The 15,998-nt window shown below is 63.4% G+C and carries 15 protein-coding genes and 1 pseudogene; 12 read left to right on the top strand and 4 right to left on the bottom strand.

Annotated features, from left to right (window positions below):
- From KBB36_RS18500 to KBB36_RS18490, 3 genes are all read left to right on the top strand, one after another.
- Nucleotides 1-1,352, top strand: a 1,352-nt coding sequence (locus tag KBB36_RS18500; RefSeq protein ID WP_290984482.1) for a tetratricopeptide repeat protein, incomplete at its 5' end; no start/stop codon positions are given.
- On the top strand, nt 1,349-2,032 hold the full coding sequence (locus tag KBB36_RS18495) for an NnrU family protein (RefSeq protein ID WP_290984479.1): 684 nt from the start codon (nt 1,349-1,351) through the stop codon (nt 2,030-2,032). The genes KBB36_RS18500 and KBB36_RS18495, both read left to right, overlap by 4 nt.
- A 63-nt stretch (nt 2,033-2,095) precedes the next feature.
- On the top strand, nt 2,096-3,577 hold the full coding sequence (locus KBB36_RS18490; RefSeq protein ID WP_290984476.1) for a PLP-dependent aminotransferase family protein: 1,482 nt from the start codon (nt 2,096-2,098) through the stop codon (nt 3,575-3,577).
- Here the strand turns inward: KBB36_RS18490 and KBB36_RS18485 are convergent.
- Entirely contained in the window at nt 3,550-4,224 is a 675-nt protein-coding gene (locus tag KBB36_RS18485; RefSeq protein WP_290984473.1) for a pyridoxamine 5'-phosphate oxidase family protein, read from the bottom strand. The two genes, KBB36_RS18490 and KBB36_RS18485, sit on opposite strands and share 28 nt — an antisense overlap.
- A gap of 180 nt (nt 4,225-4,404) precedes the next feature.
- Here KBB36_RS18485 and KBB36_RS18480 point away from each other — a divergent pair, with 180 nt between their 5' ends.
- The 9 genes from KBB36_RS18480 (at nt 4,405) to KBB36_RS18440 (ending at nt 13,657) form a co-directional block, all read left to right on the top strand.
- Nucleotides 4,405-5,049 carry a LysE family transporter gene (locus KBB36_RS18480; protein ID WP_290984470.1) on the top strand — a complete coding sequence of 215 codons (645 nt, stop codon included), beginning with the start codon at nt 4,405-4,407 and terminating at the stop codon, nt 5,047-5,049.
- A 3-nt stretch (nt 5,050-5,052) separates the two neighbouring features.
- Nucleotides 5,053-6,006: a succinylglutamate desuccinylase/aspartoacylase family protein gene (locus KBB36_RS18475; RefSeq protein ID WP_290984467.1), complete on the top strand. Its 954-nt coding sequence runs from the start codon at nt 5,053-5,055 to the stop codon at nt 6,004-6,006.
- 220 nt (nt 6,007-6,226) lie between these two features.
- The gene (locus KBB36_RS18470; protein WP_290984463.1) at nt 6,227-7,813 is read left to right on the top strand and encodes an ABC transporter substrate-binding protein; all 1,587 of its coding nucleotides are present in this window, start codon (nt 6,227-6,229) and stop codon (nt 7,811-7,813) included.
- A gap of 54 nt (nt 7,814-7,867) precedes the next feature.
- Complete coding sequence (locus KBB36_RS18465) at nt 7,868-8,851, top strand: ABC transporter permease (RefSeq protein ID WP_290984460.1); 984 nt, start codon at nt 7,868-7,870, stop codon at nt 8,849-8,851.
- On the top strand, nt 8,851-9,783 hold the full coding sequence (locus tag KBB36_RS18460) for an ABC transporter permease (RefSeq protein WP_290984457.1): 933 nt from the start codon (nt 8,851-8,853) through the stop codon (nt 9,781-9,783). Before KBB36_RS18465 ends, KBB36_RS18460 begins: the two co-directional genes overlap by 1 nt.
- A 7-nt stretch (nt 9,784-9,790) precedes the next feature.
- On the top strand, nt 9,791-10,777 hold the full coding sequence (locus tag KBB36_RS18455) for an ABC transporter ATP-binding protein (RefSeq protein ID WP_290984454.1): 987 nt from the start codon (nt 9,791-9,793) through the stop codon (nt 10,775-10,777).
- A complete protein-coding gene (locus tag KBB36_RS18450; protein WP_290984451.1) occupies nt 10,770-11,861 on the top strand; it encodes an oligopeptide/dipeptide ABC transporter ATP-binding protein in 1,092 nt (363 codons plus the stop codon). Before KBB36_RS18455 ends, KBB36_RS18450 begins: the two co-directional genes overlap by 8 nt.
- Nucleotides 11,862-12,066: 205 nt before the next feature.
- Complete coding sequence (locus tag KBB36_RS18445; RefSeq protein ID WP_290984448.1) at nt 12,067-12,903, top strand: universal stress protein; 837 nt, start codon at nt 12,067-12,069, stop codon at nt 12,901-12,903.
- Between the two features lie 49 nt (nt 12,904-12,952).
- Complete coding sequence (locus tag KBB36_RS18440) at nt 12,953-13,657, top strand: alpha/beta fold hydrolase (RefSeq protein ID WP_290984445.1); 705 nt, start codon at nt 12,953-12,955, stop codon at nt 13,655-13,657.
- Here the strand turns inward: KBB36_RS18440 and KBB36_RS18435 are convergent.
- From KBB36_RS18435 to KBB36_RS18425, 3 genes and pseudogenes are all read right to left on the bottom strand, one after another.
- Entirely contained in the window at nt 13,635-14,831 is a 1,197-nt protein-coding gene (locus KBB36_RS18435) for a GGDEF domain-containing protein (RefSeq protein ID WP_290984442.1), read from the bottom strand. The genes KBB36_RS18440 and KBB36_RS18435 overlap by 23 nt on opposite strands.
- Before the next feature lie 94 nt (nt 14,832-14,925).
- Nucleotides 14,926-15,576 (bottom strand): NAD(P)H-binding protein, encoded by a 651-nt coding sequence (locus KBB36_RS18430; RefSeq protein WP_290984439.1) that lies wholly within the window; start codon nt 15,574-15,576, stop codon nt 14,926-14,928.
- A 2-nt stretch (nt 15,577-15,578) separates the two neighbouring features.
- A pseudogene (locus KBB36_RS18425) lies at nt 15,579-15,998 on the bottom strand (DNA topoisomerase IV subunit B); the annotation flags it as partial.

The raw sequence follows: 15,998 nt of genomic DNA, 5'->3' as shown, positions 1-15,998 counted from the left end.
GCTTACTGGCAGAGGCGGTGCGCCTGGGGGCCTTGAACGCACGCTACCGCCTGGGCCGACTGACCATCGCCGATGGCCGGGCGGCAGAGGGCGTGGCGCTGGTGCGCGCAGCGGCGGATCGCGGCCATCCGATGGCGGCCACCTATATGGCGCATCTGCTGGGCGAGGGCGCCGGCGCGATCGGCCTCAAGCCCGATCCGAAACAGGCCCTGGCCTATTTGCGGGGCGCCGCCGAGGATGGCTTCGGCCCGGCCGCCAACGATCTGGGCCGGCTCTATGATCTCGGCCTGGGCCAGCCCGCCGATGCTGCGGAAGCAGCGAAATGGTATCGCCGGGCGCTGCAATTCGATTTTGCCCCCGCTGCCTATAACCTGGGCCTGCTGCTCGCCTCGTCGCGTCTCGGGGCTGCGGATCTGCCGGGGGCGCGGGAAGCCTATCGTATTGCCGCCGAGGCCGGTTTTGCCCCCGGCCAGGGCAAATTTGGCGAATACCTGCGTGATGGCCTGGGCGGCCCGGCGGATCAGGCTGGTTCCGTGATCTGGCTGCGGCGCGGCGCCGAGGCCGGCGATGCCGATGCGCAAAACCATCTCGCGCTAAGCTATTCCAATGGCTTCGGGCTGCCGGTTGATCCGGCCCAGGCGATGGATTGGTGGGAAAAGGCTGCCAGCCAGGGGCATCAGGCGGCGATCAACAATTTCACCAATAATCTGGTCAATGGCCAGGGCAGGCCGGCTGACCCGGCTCGCGCCGTGGCCCTGCTGACCGAAGCTGCCGGGCGCGGCCTGCCGCGTTCCACCTTCCGGCTGGCGCTCTGGCATGAGGCCGGCTATGCCGGGCTGCCGGCCGACCCGGCCAAGGCGGCGGTCTGGTTCAAGCGTGCCGCCGATGCAGGCAGCAGCCGGGCCATGTTCAAATATGCCGCGTATCTGGAAGCCGGCGCGGCCGGCCTGAAGGCTGATCCGGCGGCGGCCCTGGCCTGGTATCGCCGCGCTGCCGAGGCCGGCAATGCCGAAGCCTTGTTCCTGCTGGCGCGCTACAGTTTCAACGGCGAGGGTGTGCCGGTGGATGTGCCGGCGGCGATGCGGCATTTGCGCCAGGCTGCCGAACGCGGCAATGCCGAGGCGCTTTTTGTGCTCGGCGATTTCCATTTCCGCGGCGAAAATGTGCCGGGTGATGCCGTGCTGGCCTGGGTGCATTGGGCGGTGGCAGAGCGGCTTGGCTTGGCCGAAGCCGGCCGCAACCGGCGTATGATTGAACGCCAGATCGTGGCACCGGAAGACCGCGCCCGGGCTCAGGCAGCAGCCAGCCGGCTGCTGGCCGGCGCGCTGGCAGCGCAGAGGGAAGAAGAATGACACAGCTGTTTTTGGCCGCCTTAGCCTGGGTAGTGCTGCATCTTCTGGTGGCAGGCCCGCTGCGTGCCGGCTTGGTGCAGAAGCTTGGCGAGGTGCGCTATCGCGGCCTGTTCTCGCTGCTCAGTGTGGCCTCTCTTGGCTATCTGATCTGGGCCTATGGCCAGGCACCTTATGTGGAATTTTGGCCATCCAGCCCGGTGCTGGCGCTGGTGCCGCTGCTGGTGATGCCGGTAGCGCTGCTGTTCCTGGTTGCCTCGCTGCGGCCAACCAACCCGACCCTGGCCGGCCCGGACATGCTGCTCAAGGGCAGCCTGCCGGTGGCTGGCTTCACCAAGGTGACGCGGCATCCGATGCTATGGGCCTTCGCCCTTTGGGCCGGCAGCCATATGGTGGCAAATGGTGATGCCGCCACCTTGCTGCTGGCCGGCTCAGTGCTGATCACGGCGCTGAATGGCATGCGGTCGATTGATCGCAAGCGGGCTGCCAAATTCGGCCAGCATTGGCAGGTATTTATTTCTAAAACCTCGATTATTCCTTTTGCGGCAATGCTGGAAGGGCGACAGCGAGTAACCTACCGTGACATTGGCGGCATTAATATCCTTGTTTCAGCAATTCTTTATGCGGTTATCATGATGTTGCATGGCAGTCTTTTTGGCATGCCGGCTGTGCCGATGAACTAGATGAATATATAATTTAAATTCATATAGTTATGATAAATATATTACTTAATATGGAAGATTAGGATGGCGCGCCGGGCAGCGGGGCGGTTCATAGGCTGGTTCCGGCCGCTGCGCGGCGCCGGCCAAGCTTCGTTGCAGCTTCAGCTTTATGCGGCGATCCGTGCCGGCGTGCTGGATGGCCGCCTGCCGCCGGGCGAGCGGTTGCCCTCCAGCCGCGCCCTGGGCGAAGACCTTGGCCTGTCGCGCAATACCGTGCTGGGGGCCTATGACCGCCTGGTAGCCGAAGGGTATCTGGCGGCCCGGGCGGCTTCCGGGGTCTATGTTGCCGAGGATGTGCCGGCCGATCTTGGCCGTGCGGGCCCGGGCCAGGCCGGCCCGGCCAGCTTCTCGCAGCGCGGCCGGCGGCTGATTGCCGCCGCGCCGGAACTGGCAGGTCACGAGTTGCAGGCGGCGCGGCCCTTCATGGTCGGGTTGCCGGCATTGGATGAATTTCCGCTCGCCACCTGGCGCCGCCTGACCAATCGCAGGTTGCGCCGTTCCGACCTCGCCTTATTCGGCTCCGGCGATGCCCAGGGGCTGCCGGCTTTGCGCCAGGCGCTGGCTGGCTACCTGACCGAGGCGCGCGGGCTGAATTGTCTGGCGGATCAGATACTGGTCGTCTCGGGGGCGCAGCAGGCACTTGATCTGGTCGGCCGGGTGCTGCTCGATCCGGGCGACAGGGTGGTGGTGGAAGACCCCGGCTATGCCGGTGCGCGTGAGGCGCTGGCGGCGGTTGGCGCCCGGATCGAGGCTTTGCCGGTGGATGCCCAGGGGCTGGACCCGGAGGATATCGCCCGGCTGCCGGGGCCGCCCAAGCTGGTGGCGGTGACGCCGTCGCATCAGTTTCCGCTCGGCGGCACCATGCCGCTGGCGCGTCGGCTTGGCCTGCTGGCCCTGGCGCGTGACACCGGCTGCCTGATTGTGGAAGACGATTACGATTGCGAATACCGCTATGGCACGCCGCCGCTGCCGGCCTTGCAGGGGCTGGATGGCGGCGAGCGGGTGATCTATGTCGGCACCTTTTCCAAGGTGCTGTTCCCCGGCCTGCGGCTGGGCTACCTGGTGCTGCCGCCGCATCTGGTGGCCGGCTTTGTGCGCGCCAAGGCCACCGCCGATGGCCATGCGCCATCATTGCCCCAGGCCGTGCTGGCCGATTTCATTGCCGAGGGCCATCTGGCGCAGCATGTGCGCCGCATGCGCAAGCTCTACCGCGAACGCCAGCAGGCCTTGCTCGCCGCCTTGCAGCGCCATTGCGGCCGCTGGCTGCAAAGCGGCGCGCTGCGGGTTGGCCCGGCCGAGGCCGGGCTGCATCTGGTGGCGGAATTCACCGATGGCCGCGATGATCGCGCCCTGGCCGCTGCCGCTGCCGCCCAGGGCCTGATGGTGGCGCCTTTATCGCGTTATGGCCAGCGCCGCCAGCTCAGCGGGCTGTTGCTGGGCTATGCCGCCTTCACCCCGGCCCAGATCGAGCAGGCGGTTCAGACCTTGGCCAAGTTGCTCAAATAACCCGGCACGGCAATGCCGGGGCGGAGCAGGGGATCCGGCTCGGGGGCCAGGAAGCCGCCGGCGAAGGGCAGCAGCCCGGCCCAGCAATCCAGTGCCATATCAGGTTCGTCATCCTTGGGCGGGCCGCTGCGTTGTTTGGCCGAGACCTCGTCGAGCGGCATCGACAGCACCATGGTGGCTTTCATCTCCTGCGCATCGGGGCCACGGATTTCGGCCCAGCGGCCCGGCGCGATCCGCTCCATGAAGGCTTCCAGCGCCTGCATCTTGTGCGCCGGATCGTCGATCCGGGTGAAGCGGCCGAGCGCCACCACCGAGCGGTAATTGACCGAATGATGAAAGGCCGAGCGCGCCAGCACCAGCGCATCCATATGGGTGACGGTGACACAGGCCGGCAGGCCCTGGGCCAGCGCCTGGGTCATGGTGCTTTTGGATGAGCCGTGGATATAGAGATGCTCACCCTCGCGCCAATAGGCGGTGGGAATCACCATCGGCTGGCCATCGGGCAGGGTGAAGCCGACATGGCAGACATAGCCGGCATCCAGAATGGCGTGGACGCTGGCAGCATCATAGCGGCCGCGCTCCGGCATGCGGCGCACGCGCACGCGCCTGGAAGCAGGTTCGGTATCGGGCAGCGACTGACTGGTCATCGGGCAACTCCGTGCTGGGGGCTTGCCCGTTTCTCTACGGCGATTCAGGTCCTATCTAAAGCGCCAGAATATACAATTAATATAGTACCAGAAAACAGCGACGGGTTGGCGGGAAGATGCCATCATGCTACGCCCATGGCGTTGCCAGCCGGAGCCACCCCATGTTTGCCGAGAGCTATTGTGCTTGAAACCCTGCTGATGCTCGGCAAGGGCGTGGTGGCGGGTTTTGTCATCGCCGCGCCGGTTGGGCCGGTGGGTGTGCTCTGCGTGCAGCGCACCCTGGCGCTGGGCCGGGTCAGCGGCCTGGTGGCTGGGCTTGGCGCCGCCCTGGCCGATGTCGCCTATGGCTGTGTCGCCGCTTTCGGCCTGTCGCTGATCGCCAATTGGCTGCAAGCGCATGAGGCGGTGTTCCGCCTGGGTGGTGGCCTGTTCCTGCTCGGCATGGCTTGGCGCATGCTGCGGGCGCGGCGCGAAGCGGCAAGCGAAAGCTTGCCCACAGTGCCGCGCGACGATCTGGTGCATGGCTTCCTCTCCACTTTCTTTCTCACCGCCACCAATCCGATCACCATTGTCGCCTTCCTGGGCATCTTTGCCTTCCTCGGCATTGGCGCCATCGGGGTGGATGCCGACTTAGCCTGGTGGCTGGTGCTGGGTGTGTTCGCCGGCTCGTCGGTATGGTGGCTGTCGCTGGCGGCGCTGGCTGGCCGGTTCCGCCGTCAACTGAGTAATGGCGGTTTGCAGATTGTTAATCGCCTCTCCGGGTTGCTGCTGCTCGGCTTCGGGCTTTACGGTATCGGCAGTGTATTATGGATGTGGAGCGTGTGAGGCATGACCAGCCCGAGTGACAATCTGCCGCCGATCGAGATCACCCCGAAGGATTTGTCTGCCTATCGTAGCGGCAACCGTGGTGTTGACTATGTGCATACTTTTGATTCCGGCCGGCCCGGCCCGCATGTCATCGTCAATGCCCTGACCCATGGCAATGAATTCTGCGGCATGATCGCGGTAACGCATCTGCTGGAGCAGAGCATCCGGCCGGTGCGTGGCAAGCTGACACTGAGCTTTGCCAATGTGGCGGCGTATCACCGCTTTGATCCGGCGCGGCCGTTTGAATCGCGCTTTGTGGACCGCGATTTCAATCGCATCTGGGATGATGCCACGCTGGACGGCCCGGATCAGAGTGTGGAAGCCATACGCGCCCGCGAGCTGCGTCCGATCTTTGCCGAAGGTGATGCGCTGCTGGATATCCATTCCACCTCGCATGCCGTGCCGCCGATGCTGATTCACGAGCCGCAGGCGAAATACGCCGCATTGTCGCGCCATCTGCATTCACCGCTGCATCATGTGCTGCTGCCGGGTGTGATGCATCCCGGCCGGCCGCTGATCCAGTTTGGCGCCTATGGCCGCCCGGATGCCGCGCCTTTGGGCGTGGTGGTGGAATGTGGCCAGCATTTCGCAGCTTCAAGCGGCATCCTGGCAATTTCGATCACCATGCGCTTCCTGGATTTCTTCGGCATGATCCCGGCTGACCTGGCGGCGCAATATCAGCCCGAGGCAGGCGAGCCGAAGCGCTACGAGGTGACCCGGGTGGTGGTGGCGCAAAGCGCTGATTTCCGCTTTGCCCAGCCCTGGATCGGCTTTGAGGAACTGGCCGAGGGCGAGCTGATTGCCATGGATGGCGATATTGAAGTGCGGGCGCCGTTTCCGCGTTGCACTATCATCATGCCGACGCGCCGTATACAGCAGGGTCGCGACGTGGTGTCGCTGGCGCGGCCGGTTTAGTCGCAACTCCGATCATTCGCCTATAGACGGGCCAAACAGCTTAACATTATGATCCCAAGAATGTCCGTCGCCTAACCGGGGGTAACAGGCCGGGGCGGCGGGGCATCGGATAAGCGGATCGCGGGGGCAAGGCGATGCAAGCAGTCCCTGGCGTGCCGCGATGCAACGTGAAAAGGAAAAGGGGACTATGAAGCCACGCGCATTCTTGAAGGGAACGCTCATGGCCGCCGTCGCGGCCTTGTCGTTGCTGGCCGCCGATATGGCTGCCGCAAAGACGTTCAAATGGGCGAATGACGGCGACGTCAGCTCGATGGATCCGTATGCCCGCAACGAGACCTTCCTGTTGAGCTTCAATCTCAACATGTATGAGGGCCTTCAGCGGCGTGACAAGAACCTGAAGCTTGAGCCGGCGCTTGCCACCAAGACCGAGATGGTCAACCCGACGCTGTGGCGCTATACGCTGCGCCAGGGCGTGAAATTCCAGGGCGGCGAAGCTTTCACGGCTGATGACGTGGTGTTCTCCTATGGCCGCGCTAGTGGCAAGGGCTCCAATGTCACCGGCAATTTCGTGTCGGTGAAGGAAGTCCGCAAGGTCAGCGACTTCGTGGTGGAGATCGAGACCAAGTATCCCGATCCGCTGCTGGCCGATAAGCTGTCGCAGATCGGCATCATGTCGAAGGTTTGGGCGGAAAAGAACAACGCCCAGTTCACCGCCGACATGACCAAGAATGAAGAGAATTTCGCCACCCGCAACGCAAACGGCACCGGCCCCTTCATGCTGAAGGTGCGCGAGCCGGATGTGCGCACCGTGCTGGTGCCGAATCCGACCTGGTGGGACAAGCCGGAACATAACCTCACCGAGGTGATCTTCCAGCGCGTTGCCAATGATGCCACCCGCGTTGCCGCCCTGCTGTCGGGTGAGATCGATATGATCTACACCGTGCCGCCGCAGGATACTGACCGGATCGGCAAGACCGCCGGCCGTCGCGTGCTGGAAGGCCCGGAAACCCGCGTGGTGTTCTTCGGCTTCAACCAGCAGCTTGATGAACTGCCGGATTCCAACGTGAAGGGCAAGAACCCGTTCAAGGACAAGCGCGTCCGCGAAGCGTTCTATCGCGCCATTGACGTGGAAGCGATCAAGCGCACCGTGATGCGTGGCCAGTCCAAGCCCACCGCGCTGATGATCGGCACCGGCCTGAACGGCTATGATGCCGCGCTGGATGTGCGCCCGAAGGTTGATCCGGAACTCTCCAAGAAGCTGCTGGCGGAAGCCGGCTATCCGAATGGCTTCGAGGTTGGCCTGGATTGCCCGAATGACCGCTACGTCAAGGACGAAGCGATCTGCCAGGCTTCGGTGGCGATGCTGGCCCGCATCGGCATCAAGGTGAACCTGCTGGCGCAGACCCGTTCGAAATACTTCGCCAAGATCCTGCGTACCTCGTCGGATATGGAGAAGTCGCCGAATACCAGCTTCTACATGCTGGGCTGGTCGCCGGGCGCCACCTATGACGTGCATAACGTGTTCGAAGCCCTGATCCAGACCCCGAACCAGAAGACCGGCAAGGGCCTGTTCAACGCGGGCGGCTATTCGAACAAGAAGGTGGACGATCTGGCCGATGCCATGGAGCGCGAAAGCGACAAGGCCAAGCGCGATGCCATGATCAAGGAAGCCACCAAACTGTACCTGGAAGACTTCGCTTATATCCCGCTGCATCAGCAGGTGGTGGTGTGGGCGGCCAAGGACAGTGTTGATCTGGTGCAGCTGTCGGATAACTACTTCCCGCTGCGCTTCGTCAAGGTCAAGTAAGGTATTGGCGGCCCGGATGCAGATCCGGGCCGCCTCTGCTTTTCCCAGCGCCCCATGATTGCATTCATTATCCGTCGCCTGATCCAGGCCGCCCTAGTCATGCTGGCGGTCGGTTTCATCGCCTTCATGATGTCGAATTTTGTCGGTGATCCGGTCGCCAATATCGGCGGCACCGACCTGCCTGCTTCCGCGCGCGTTGAATTGCGCAAGACCCTTGGTCTTGACGATCCGCTGCCGGTGCGTTTCGGCCGCTTTGTGGTTGATGCCGTGCAGGGCAAATTCGGCCTCAGCTACCGCACCACCGAGCCGGTTGGCCGCATGATCCTGGATCGCCTGCCCGCCACGCTGGAACTCAGCCTGATCGCCGCCCTGATGGCGCTGGCGCTGGGCATTCCGATGGGCGTGTTCACCGGGCTTTATCCCAATCACTGGTCCAGCCGCCTGATGCTGACTGTATCGCTGATCGGCATCTCGCTGCCCACCTTCCTGATCGGCATTCTGCTGATCCTGATCTTTGCCGTGATGCTTGGCTGGCTGCCCAGTTTCGGGCGCGGCGAGGTGGTGAAGATTGCCGGCTGGTCCACCGGTTTCCTCACTGTATCGGGCTGGAAAGCCATCATCCTGCCGGCCTTCACGCTTGGCCTGTTTCAGATGACCCTGATCATGCGCCTGGTGCGGTCTGAAATGCTGGAAGTGCTGCGCACTGATTACGTCAAATTCGCCCGCGCCCGTGGCCTCACCAATCGCGCGGTGCATTTTGGCCATGCGCTGAAGAACACGCTGGTGCCGGTGATCACCATCACCGGCTTGCAGCTCGGCGCCATCATCGCCTTCGCCATCATCACCGAAACGGTATTTTCATGGCCCGGCATGGGCCTGCTATTCCTGCAATCGGTGCAGTTTGCCGATATTCCGGTGATGTCGTGTTATCTGGTGCTGATCGGCTTCCTGTTTGTGCTGATCAACCTGATTGTTGATCTGCTCTACTTTGTGGTTGATCCACGGCTGCGCATCCAGGCTGGCGGGAGTACCAAGTGATGGTCGCCGTTTCCTCGATGCGTGAAATGCTCAGCCGCGCCCGCGACAGCGACATCTACTGGAGCTTCAAACGCTCCAAGCTGGTGGTGGTGGCGTTCTGCGTCACCATGGTGATCTTCCTCGGCGCCGTGCTGGCGCCGCTGCTGGCGCCGCATAACCCGCTGGACCTGGCTTCGCTCAATCTGAGCGATGCCTTTCTGCCGCCGGCCTGGGAAAGCGCCGGCATGGCGAAATTCCCGCTCGGCACGGATGATCAGGGCCGCGACCTGCTGTCGGCCATCATGTTTGGCTTGCGCACCTCGCTGCTGGTCGGCTTTCTGGCGGTGGTGTTTGCCATGGTGCTGGGAATCGCGCTGGGCCTGATCGCCGGCTATGTCGGCGGCGCGGTCGATTCAATCATCATGCGCGTGGCCGATGTGCAGCTGTCCTTTCCGGCCATTCTGGTGGCAATGCTGATCGACGGCGTCACCCGCAGCCTGCTCGGCAACGAAATGCGTGACACTTCGGCGATGGTGGTGCTGATCGTGGCGATCGGCCTGAGCTACTGGGTGCAATATGCCCGCACCGTGCGCGGCTCGGTGCTGGTGGAAAAGAACAAGGAATATGTGCAGGCGGCGCGTGTCATCGGCCTGTCCTCCACCTTGATCGCCATCCGCCATGTGTTGCCCAATGTGCTTGGCCCGGTGCTGGTGATCGCCACCATCAATCTGGCGCTGGCGATCATCACCGAGGCCACGCTCAGCTTCCTCGGTGTTGGCCTGCCGGCAACCCAGCCCTCGCTTGGCACGCTGATCAATACCGGGCAGAAATTCCTGTTCTCCGGCGAATGGTGGATCACCATCTTCCCCGGCATCACCCTGGCGGTGCTGGTGCTGGCAGTGAACCTGCTCGGCGACTGGCTGCGCGATGCGCTCAACCCCAAGCTCAGGTAACGGCGCAATGGCTCGTCTCCTTGAAGTGAACAATCTGCGCGTCGAATTCCCCACCCGGCGCGGCACCCTGGTGGCGGTGGATGATATCTCGCTGCATATCGATGCCGGCGAGGTGCTCGGCGTGGTTGGCGAATCCGGTGCCGGCAAGTCGATGACCGGCTCGGCCATCATCGGCCTCCTGGAACCTCCCGGCCGCATCGCGTCCGGTGAGATTCTTCTGGAAGGCCGCCGCATCGACAATCTGCCCTATAACGAGATGCGCAAGATCCGCGGCCGCGAGATCGGTGCGATCTTCCAGGACCCGCTCACCAGCCTCAATCCGCTCTACCGCATCGGCGACCAGCTGGTGGAAACCATCCTGACCCATCTGCCGATGACCCTGGCAGATGCCAAGGCGCGCGCGGTCAAGCTGCTGGAGGATGTTGGCATTCCCTCGGCCGCCGAGCGTGTTGGGCAGTATCCGCATCAATTCTCGGGCGGCATGCGGCAGCGCGTGGTGATTGCGCTGGCGCTGGCTGCCGAGCCGAAGCTGATCATCGCCGACGAACCGACCACGGCGCTGGACGTGTCGATCCAGGCCCAGATCATCGCGCTGTTGCGCCGGCTGTGCCATGAGAAGGGCACGGCGGTGATGCTGGTGACGCATGACATGGGCGTGATCGCCGAAACCGCCGACCGTGTGGCGGTGATGTATGCCGGCCGTATCGCCGAGATCGGCCCGGTGCAGGATGTGATCAAGCAGCCGCATCATCCCTATACCATCGGCCTGATGGGCGCGATCCCGACCATGGGCCTGGATGTGGAACGGCTGACCCAGATCGATGGCTCGATGCCGCGCCTCAATGCGATCCCGAAAGGCTGCGCCTTCAATCCGCGCTGCCCGCAGACACTGGATCGCTGTTTCACCGAACGGCCCGAGCCGATGCCGGCCGGCCGCAGCTTTGCCGCCTGCTGGCGTGTGCTGGAACCTGTTGCCGGAGGCAATCATGGCTAAGATTGTGCCGCTGCTGAGCGTCACCGGCCTGAAGCGTTATTTCGACGTTTCGCCGCCCTTGCTCAACCGCATCCTGGATGGCGGCCTGCTGCGCCGGATATTTTCCAGCGATGGCGGCTCGCTGCTGCAACGGATTGCCAATGCCAAGGGGCGCCGCATTGTGCGCGCCGTGGATGGTGTTGATTTCAGCATCAACAAGGGCGAGACCTTCAGCCTGGTGGGTGAATCCGGCTGCGGCAAGTCCACCGTGGCGCGGCTGATCGTCGGCCTCTATGGCCTGAATGGCGGCTCGATCAATTTTGACGGCGTCGAGATCGGCCCCGCGGCCGAGCGCGCCAGGCATCCGGAAGTGCAGGGCCGGATGCAGATGATCTTCCAGGATCCTTATGCCTCGCTCAATCCGCGTTGGCGTGTCGGCGACATTATCGCTGAGCCGTTGCGCTTCCGTCGCCTGCTCAGCGACAACAAACAGGTCGAGCAGCGGGTTGGCGAATTGCTCAGTCAGGTCGGCCTGTCGCCGCTGGATGCGCGCAAATTCCCGCATGAATTCTCAGGCGGTCAGCGCCAGCGTATCTCGATTGCGCGCGCGCTGGCCGGCGAGCCGGAATTCCTGGTCTGCGACGAGCCGACCTCGGCGCTTGACGTGTCGGTGCAGGCGCAGATTCTGAATCTGATGAAGGATTTGCAGCGCCGTCTCGGCCTGACCTATCTGTTCATCAGCCATAATCTCGCCGTGGTCTATCATGTCTCCGACAAGGTGGGCGTGATGTATCTTGGCCGTCTGGTGGAATGGGCTGACAAGCGTGTGCTGTTTGATCAGCCGCAGCATCCTTATACGCGCATGCTGCTGGATGCGATTCCCGATCTGGAGATGAGTGGCCGGGCGCGCACACCGGTGGCGGGCGAAGTGCCGAGTCCGCTCAACCCACCATCCGGTTGCAGCTTCCATCCACGTTGTCCGCTGGCCAATGCGCGCTGCAAGGCGGAAGTGCCGCAAACCCGCGCAGTGCCGGGCGGCGCCGTGGCCTGCCATGCGGTGGAAGAGGGCCGGCTGCCGCCCTGGAAACAATCCGTCGCCGCCTGATTGTGCATTTTTCTGCAAGGCCGCCCGATAAACCGGGCGGCCTTTTGTATGCAAAAGCTTCTCTTGGAATCAGCGCACGGACCACTTACATTCAAAGCAAGGGCAACCATAAGCCCGACCACAGTATCGCCAAGTATACAGCTGAACCGGAACGGTTTTCCTGGGGGACAGGGAAGGCCGCCAACCGAGCCAAAGGAGGCTGGCGATGAGTTACCGCGATATCACGGTGCATCTCACTCTCGATCCGCGCAACAATGCGCGCACACAATTGGCCATTGCGCTGGCACGCCGTTTTGCGGCGCAGCTTACCGGGCTTTACACGGTGCCGCCGCCGAATGTGCCGTATTACATGGGCGAGTATATTCCCACCGAGCTGATCCAGAAGCAGATGGATGATGCGCAGCATGCCTCGGTGGCAACACGCGATGCCTTTCTGGCTGCCTGCACGGCGGCCAACCTGCCGCATCGCTGGCGCCAGAGCGACCTGGCACCGGTGGAAGCCTTGCGGGTGCAGGCGCGCTGTAGCGATCTGGTGATTGTTGGCCAGCCCGATCCGGAACCCAGTGATCCCGGCGCTATTCCCTATGGCACGGATGTGCTGCCGCAGGAATTGGCGCTACAGGCCGGCCGCCCGGTGCTGGCGGTGCCGCATAGTGGCAGTTTCCCAGATATCGGCCGCCGCATCCTGGTGGCCTGGAATGGCAAACGCGAGGCGGCGCGGGCGGTGCATGATGCGATGCCGCTGCTGAAGGGTGCCGAAGTGGTGGTGGCACTCACCTTCGCGCCCGAGCGCAAGGGCCGTGCGCCGCTGGAGGAGATTGTTGATCTGCTGCGCCGCCATGGCGTGCGGGTGGAAAGTGTGATCACCGAGGCCGGCGGTGCCAAGGTGGGCCTCGCACTGCTCACCGAAGCACAGAAGCAACAATGCGACATGATCGTGATGGGCGCCTTTGGCCATTCGCGGCTGCGCGAGATGGTATTTGGCGGTGTCACTGAAACCGTGCTGGATGCGATGACCCTGCCGGTGCTGTTGAGCAACTGATGCTGCGTCGTTAGACTGGCCTTCTTTCCGGTTTTGAAAGGAGTCCGCCATGGCGACGCGACAGCCGCTGGTTCTGGTTCCCGGCCTGTTGCTGACGGCCGATATGTGGCGCGAGCAGATTGCCCGGCTCTCTGATATTGCGCATTGCCTGGTGCCGACCGGGCAATACCGGCTCGACGATGTGGGCGACATGGCGCGCGCCGTGCTGGCCGAGGCGCCGGAGGGCTTTGCGCTCTGCGGCCTGTCGATGGGCGGTTATATTGTGCAGGAAATCATGCGCCAGGCGCCGGAGCGGGTCACCCGGCTGGCGCTGATCGACACCTCGGCGCGGCCGGATACACCGGAGCAGACGCAGCGCCGCCGCAGCTTTCTGGAGCTTACCCGGCTCGGCAAGTTTCGCGGCATCACGCCGCAATTGCTGCCTTTCCTGCTGCATGAGAAGAACCTGAACAATGCCAGCCTGGTGGAACGCCTGATGACAATGGCCGACGAGATCGGGCCGGAGGGCTTCATCAAACAGCAGACCGCGATCATGGGGCGACCGGACAGCCGGCCGTCATTGGCGCATGTCCGGGTGCCGACATTGGTGCTGTGCGGCGAAAGCGATGCCCTGACGCCGCCGGAACTGCATCATGAGATGGCGGCGCTGATCCCCGGGGCGCGGCTGGAAATCCTGCGCGATGCCGGCCATCTGGCGCCGATGGAGCGCGCCGGCAAGGTGGCAACCCTGCTCAGAGCGTGGCTGAAAGCGTAAGCCCGGCATCGCCGGCAGCACTCACCACCCGATTGCGGCCCTGCCTTTTGGCTTCATAGAGGGCCGCGTCGGCGCGGATTGCCAGTTGTTCCCAATCCGAATCGCTGGCGGCATCCATGGTGGCCACGCCGATACTGGTGCTTACGGTCAGGCTGTCGTTGCCCAGTTCCAGCCTGCGACCGCTGATGGCGCGGCGAATCCGCTCGGCCAGCAGCTTGGCGCCTTCGGCCGGGGTTTCGGGTAGCAGCAGCACAAATTCATCGCCGCCATAACGGCCAAAATGATCCTCGCGGCGCAGGTGGCGGCGGATATTCTCCACCACCTGGCGCAGCACGTCGTCGCCGACCTTATGGCCATGCTGGTCATTGATCTGCTTGAAACGGTCGATATCCAGCATCAACATGCTGAGTGGCTTGCGGTGGCGCTGGCAACGCGACACTTCCTGCGCCGCCGCTTCGTCCAGCGCGGCGCGGTTGAGGATGCGGGTGAGGCCATCCAGCCGCACGGTTTCCGCCAACCGCAGCCGCAGGCGCTGGTTCACCATCAGGGTCCAGCCGAATACGGCAAAGCAGCAGCTTACCGGCGGCAGCAGAAAATTCAGCGCATTGAGCGCAACATTGTCAAAAATTGTCGCGCCGCCAGGTGCTTTCAGGGTGGCATAAAACCGCGCCACATTCAGTGCCGCCAGCATCACGAAGGCGGTGGCCACCAGCATCTGCGGCAGGCGCATGCCATGTTCGCTGGTGCGCGCTGTGGCATAGGCATTGGTCAGGCCAAGCAGCACAAAGCCACAGCTCATGATCAGTATCCGCATCGCCATCTCGTTGCGCAGGACACTGAAATAGAAGATCAGCAATGTCAGCGTGCCGATGAAGATCAGGCCGAAAGCGCGGTTCGGGCGGCGGCCAAAGAAGCGATCGGTGCCCCACCAGCTCAGGCAATGCGATAGCAGCAGCAGATAGTTTGAGGCCACGATGGAGAGCAGGTCGGGTATCTGGCCACGCAGCACCAGCAGGCCAAGCCCCAGCGCAGAGCAGGTCAGGCCCGAAGCCCAATAGGCAATGGCAGCTTCGTCGCGATGGCCGTGCCAAAGCATCCAGGTCAGCAGCGCCAGAATGGCGAACATGATCACCGACATGAACGACAGGGTCGCCACGTCGAGGGTGAGGATCATGGTTGGCTTCTCCGGTTGGGCTGGGCGGGCAAAGTATCAAGACAGTCGGGCTGCCCGCAACCCATGCTTCAGGCCAGGGTTTTAGGCCTGGGCTTCAGAGCCGGGCAAGCCGCCGGATCGCGTCATGCTCCAGGATGCCGCCGGGATTGTCTTGCAAGGCGCCGTTCAGCAACGCCAGCGCCACATCCTGGGCGGAGATTGAGCGATAGCGGCGCCATTGGCCCTGCAACAAGGGATCGAAAAATGGCGCCAGCTTCTGCGCCAGTTTTTCCAGCGGGCGGCGCTCGGCGCGTGCGCCGATGATCAGGCCGGGGCGCAGGATGGTCAGGGCCGGGAAACTCATATCTGCAAGGTCGCGCTCGGCTTCGCCCTTCACGGCAAGATAGAAATTGCCGGAAGCGGCATCGGCGCCAACCGAGGAGACAAGGGCGAAACGCCGCACACCGGCAGCCTTGGCGGCGCGGGCAAAGGCCAGCACGGCGCCATGATCCACGGCGCGGAAGGCGGCCTGGCTGCCGGCGACACGCATTGTGGTGCCAAGCGCGCAGCAGGCGGCGTCAAAATTGCCCAGCGCGGAAAGCGGCGCGGCGAAATCCACTATGCGCTGCTCCAGCTTTGGATGCTGGATCGGCAAGGGCCGCCGCCCCAGGCTGACAACCTGATCGACGCGGGCATCATCCAGCGCATGCCACAGGGCGATCTTGCCGACCAGGCCGCTGGCGCCGCTGATCAGCAAACGCGCCATGGCTATACGTCTATCTCGCCAGCAAACTGAGCGTTTTCCTGAATGAACTGGAAACGCAGCTCCGGCTTGCGGCCCATCAGGCGTTCCACCAGATCGTTGCTTTCCTCGGCCAGATCAAGCGGCACCTGAACCCGCAGCAGAACCCGGTTCTTGCGGTTCATGGTGGTTTCCTTCAACTGGTGCGGCGGCATTTCGCCCAGACCCTTGAAGCGGCTGATTTCGATCTTGCCACGGCTGCTGAAGGTGGACTTCAGCAATTCATCCTTATGGGCGTCGTCGCGCGCATAGGCGGTCTTGCCGCCCTGGCTGATTCGGAATAGCGGCAGCTGCGCCAGGTAGAGGTGGCCGTTGCGGATCAGGCTGGGCATTTCGCGGAAGAAAAAGGTGATCAGCAGCGAAGCGATATGCGCGCCGTCCACATC

The sequence above is a fragment of the Ferrovibrio sp. genome (assembly GCF_017994015.1).
Classification (GTDB): domain Bacteria; phylum Pseudomonadota; class Alphaproteobacteria; order Ferrovibrionales; family Ferrovibrionaceae; genus Ferrovibrio.
The sequence above is the reverse complement of the archived record's forward strand: the minus strand, read 5'-3'. Positions and strand labels throughout refer to the sequence as shown.

Excerpts from the sequence above, each read along its gene's own strand:
- KBB36_RS18460 (WP_290984457.1), top strand. The coding sequence starts at position 8,851 with ATGGTCGCCGTTTCCTCGATGCGTGAAATGCTCAGCCGCGCCCGCGAC.
- KBB36_RS18495 (WP_290984479.1), top strand. The coding sequence starts at position 1,349 with ATGACACAGCTGTTTTTGGCCGCCTTAGCCTGGGTAGTGCTGCATCTT.
- KBB36_RS18445 (WP_290984448.1), top strand. The coding sequence starts at position 12,067 with ATGAGTTACCGCGATATCACGGTGCATCTCACTCTCGATCCGCGCAAC.
- KBB36_RS18470 (WP_290984463.1), top strand. The coding sequence starts at position 6,227 with ATGGCCGCCGTCGCGGCCTTGTCGTTGCTGGCCGCCGATATGGCTGCC.
- KBB36_RS18435 (WP_290984442.1), bottom strand. The coding sequence starts at position 14,831 with ATGATCCTCACCCTCGACGTGGCGACCCTGTCGTTCATGTCGGTGATC.
- KBB36_RS18440 (WP_290984445.1), top strand. The coding sequence starts at position 12,953 with ATGGCGACGCGACAGCCGCTGGTTCTGGTTCCCGGCCTGTTGCTGACG.
- KBB36_RS18485 (WP_290984473.1), bottom strand. The coding sequence starts at position 4,224 with ATGACCAGTCAGTCGCTGCCCGATACCGAACCTGCTTCCAGGCGCGTG.
- KBB36_RS18475 (WP_290984467.1), top strand. The coding sequence starts at position 5,053 with ATGACCAGCCCGAGTGACAATCTGCCGCCGATCGAGATCACCCCGAAG.
- KBB36_RS18455 (WP_290984454.1), top strand. The coding sequence starts at position 9,791 with ATGGCTCGTCTCCTTGAAGTGAACAATCTGCGCGTCGAATTCCCCACC.
- KBB36_RS18430 (WP_290984439.1), bottom strand. The coding sequence starts at position 15,576 with ATGGCGCGTTTGCTGATCAGCGGCGCCAGCGGCCTGGTCGGCAAGATC.
- KBB36_RS18465 (WP_290984460.1), top strand. The coding sequence starts at position 7,868 with ATGATTGCATTCATTATCCGTCGCCTGATCCAGGCCGCCCTAGTCATG.
- KBB36_RS18490 (WP_290984476.1), top strand. The coding sequence starts at position 2,096 with ATGGCGCGCCGGGCAGCGGGGCGGTTCATAGGCTGGTTCCGGCCGCTG.
- KBB36_RS18450 (WP_290984451.1), top strand. The coding sequence starts at position 10,770 with ATGGCTAAGATTGTGCCGCTGCTGAGCGTCACCGGCCTGAAGCGTTAT.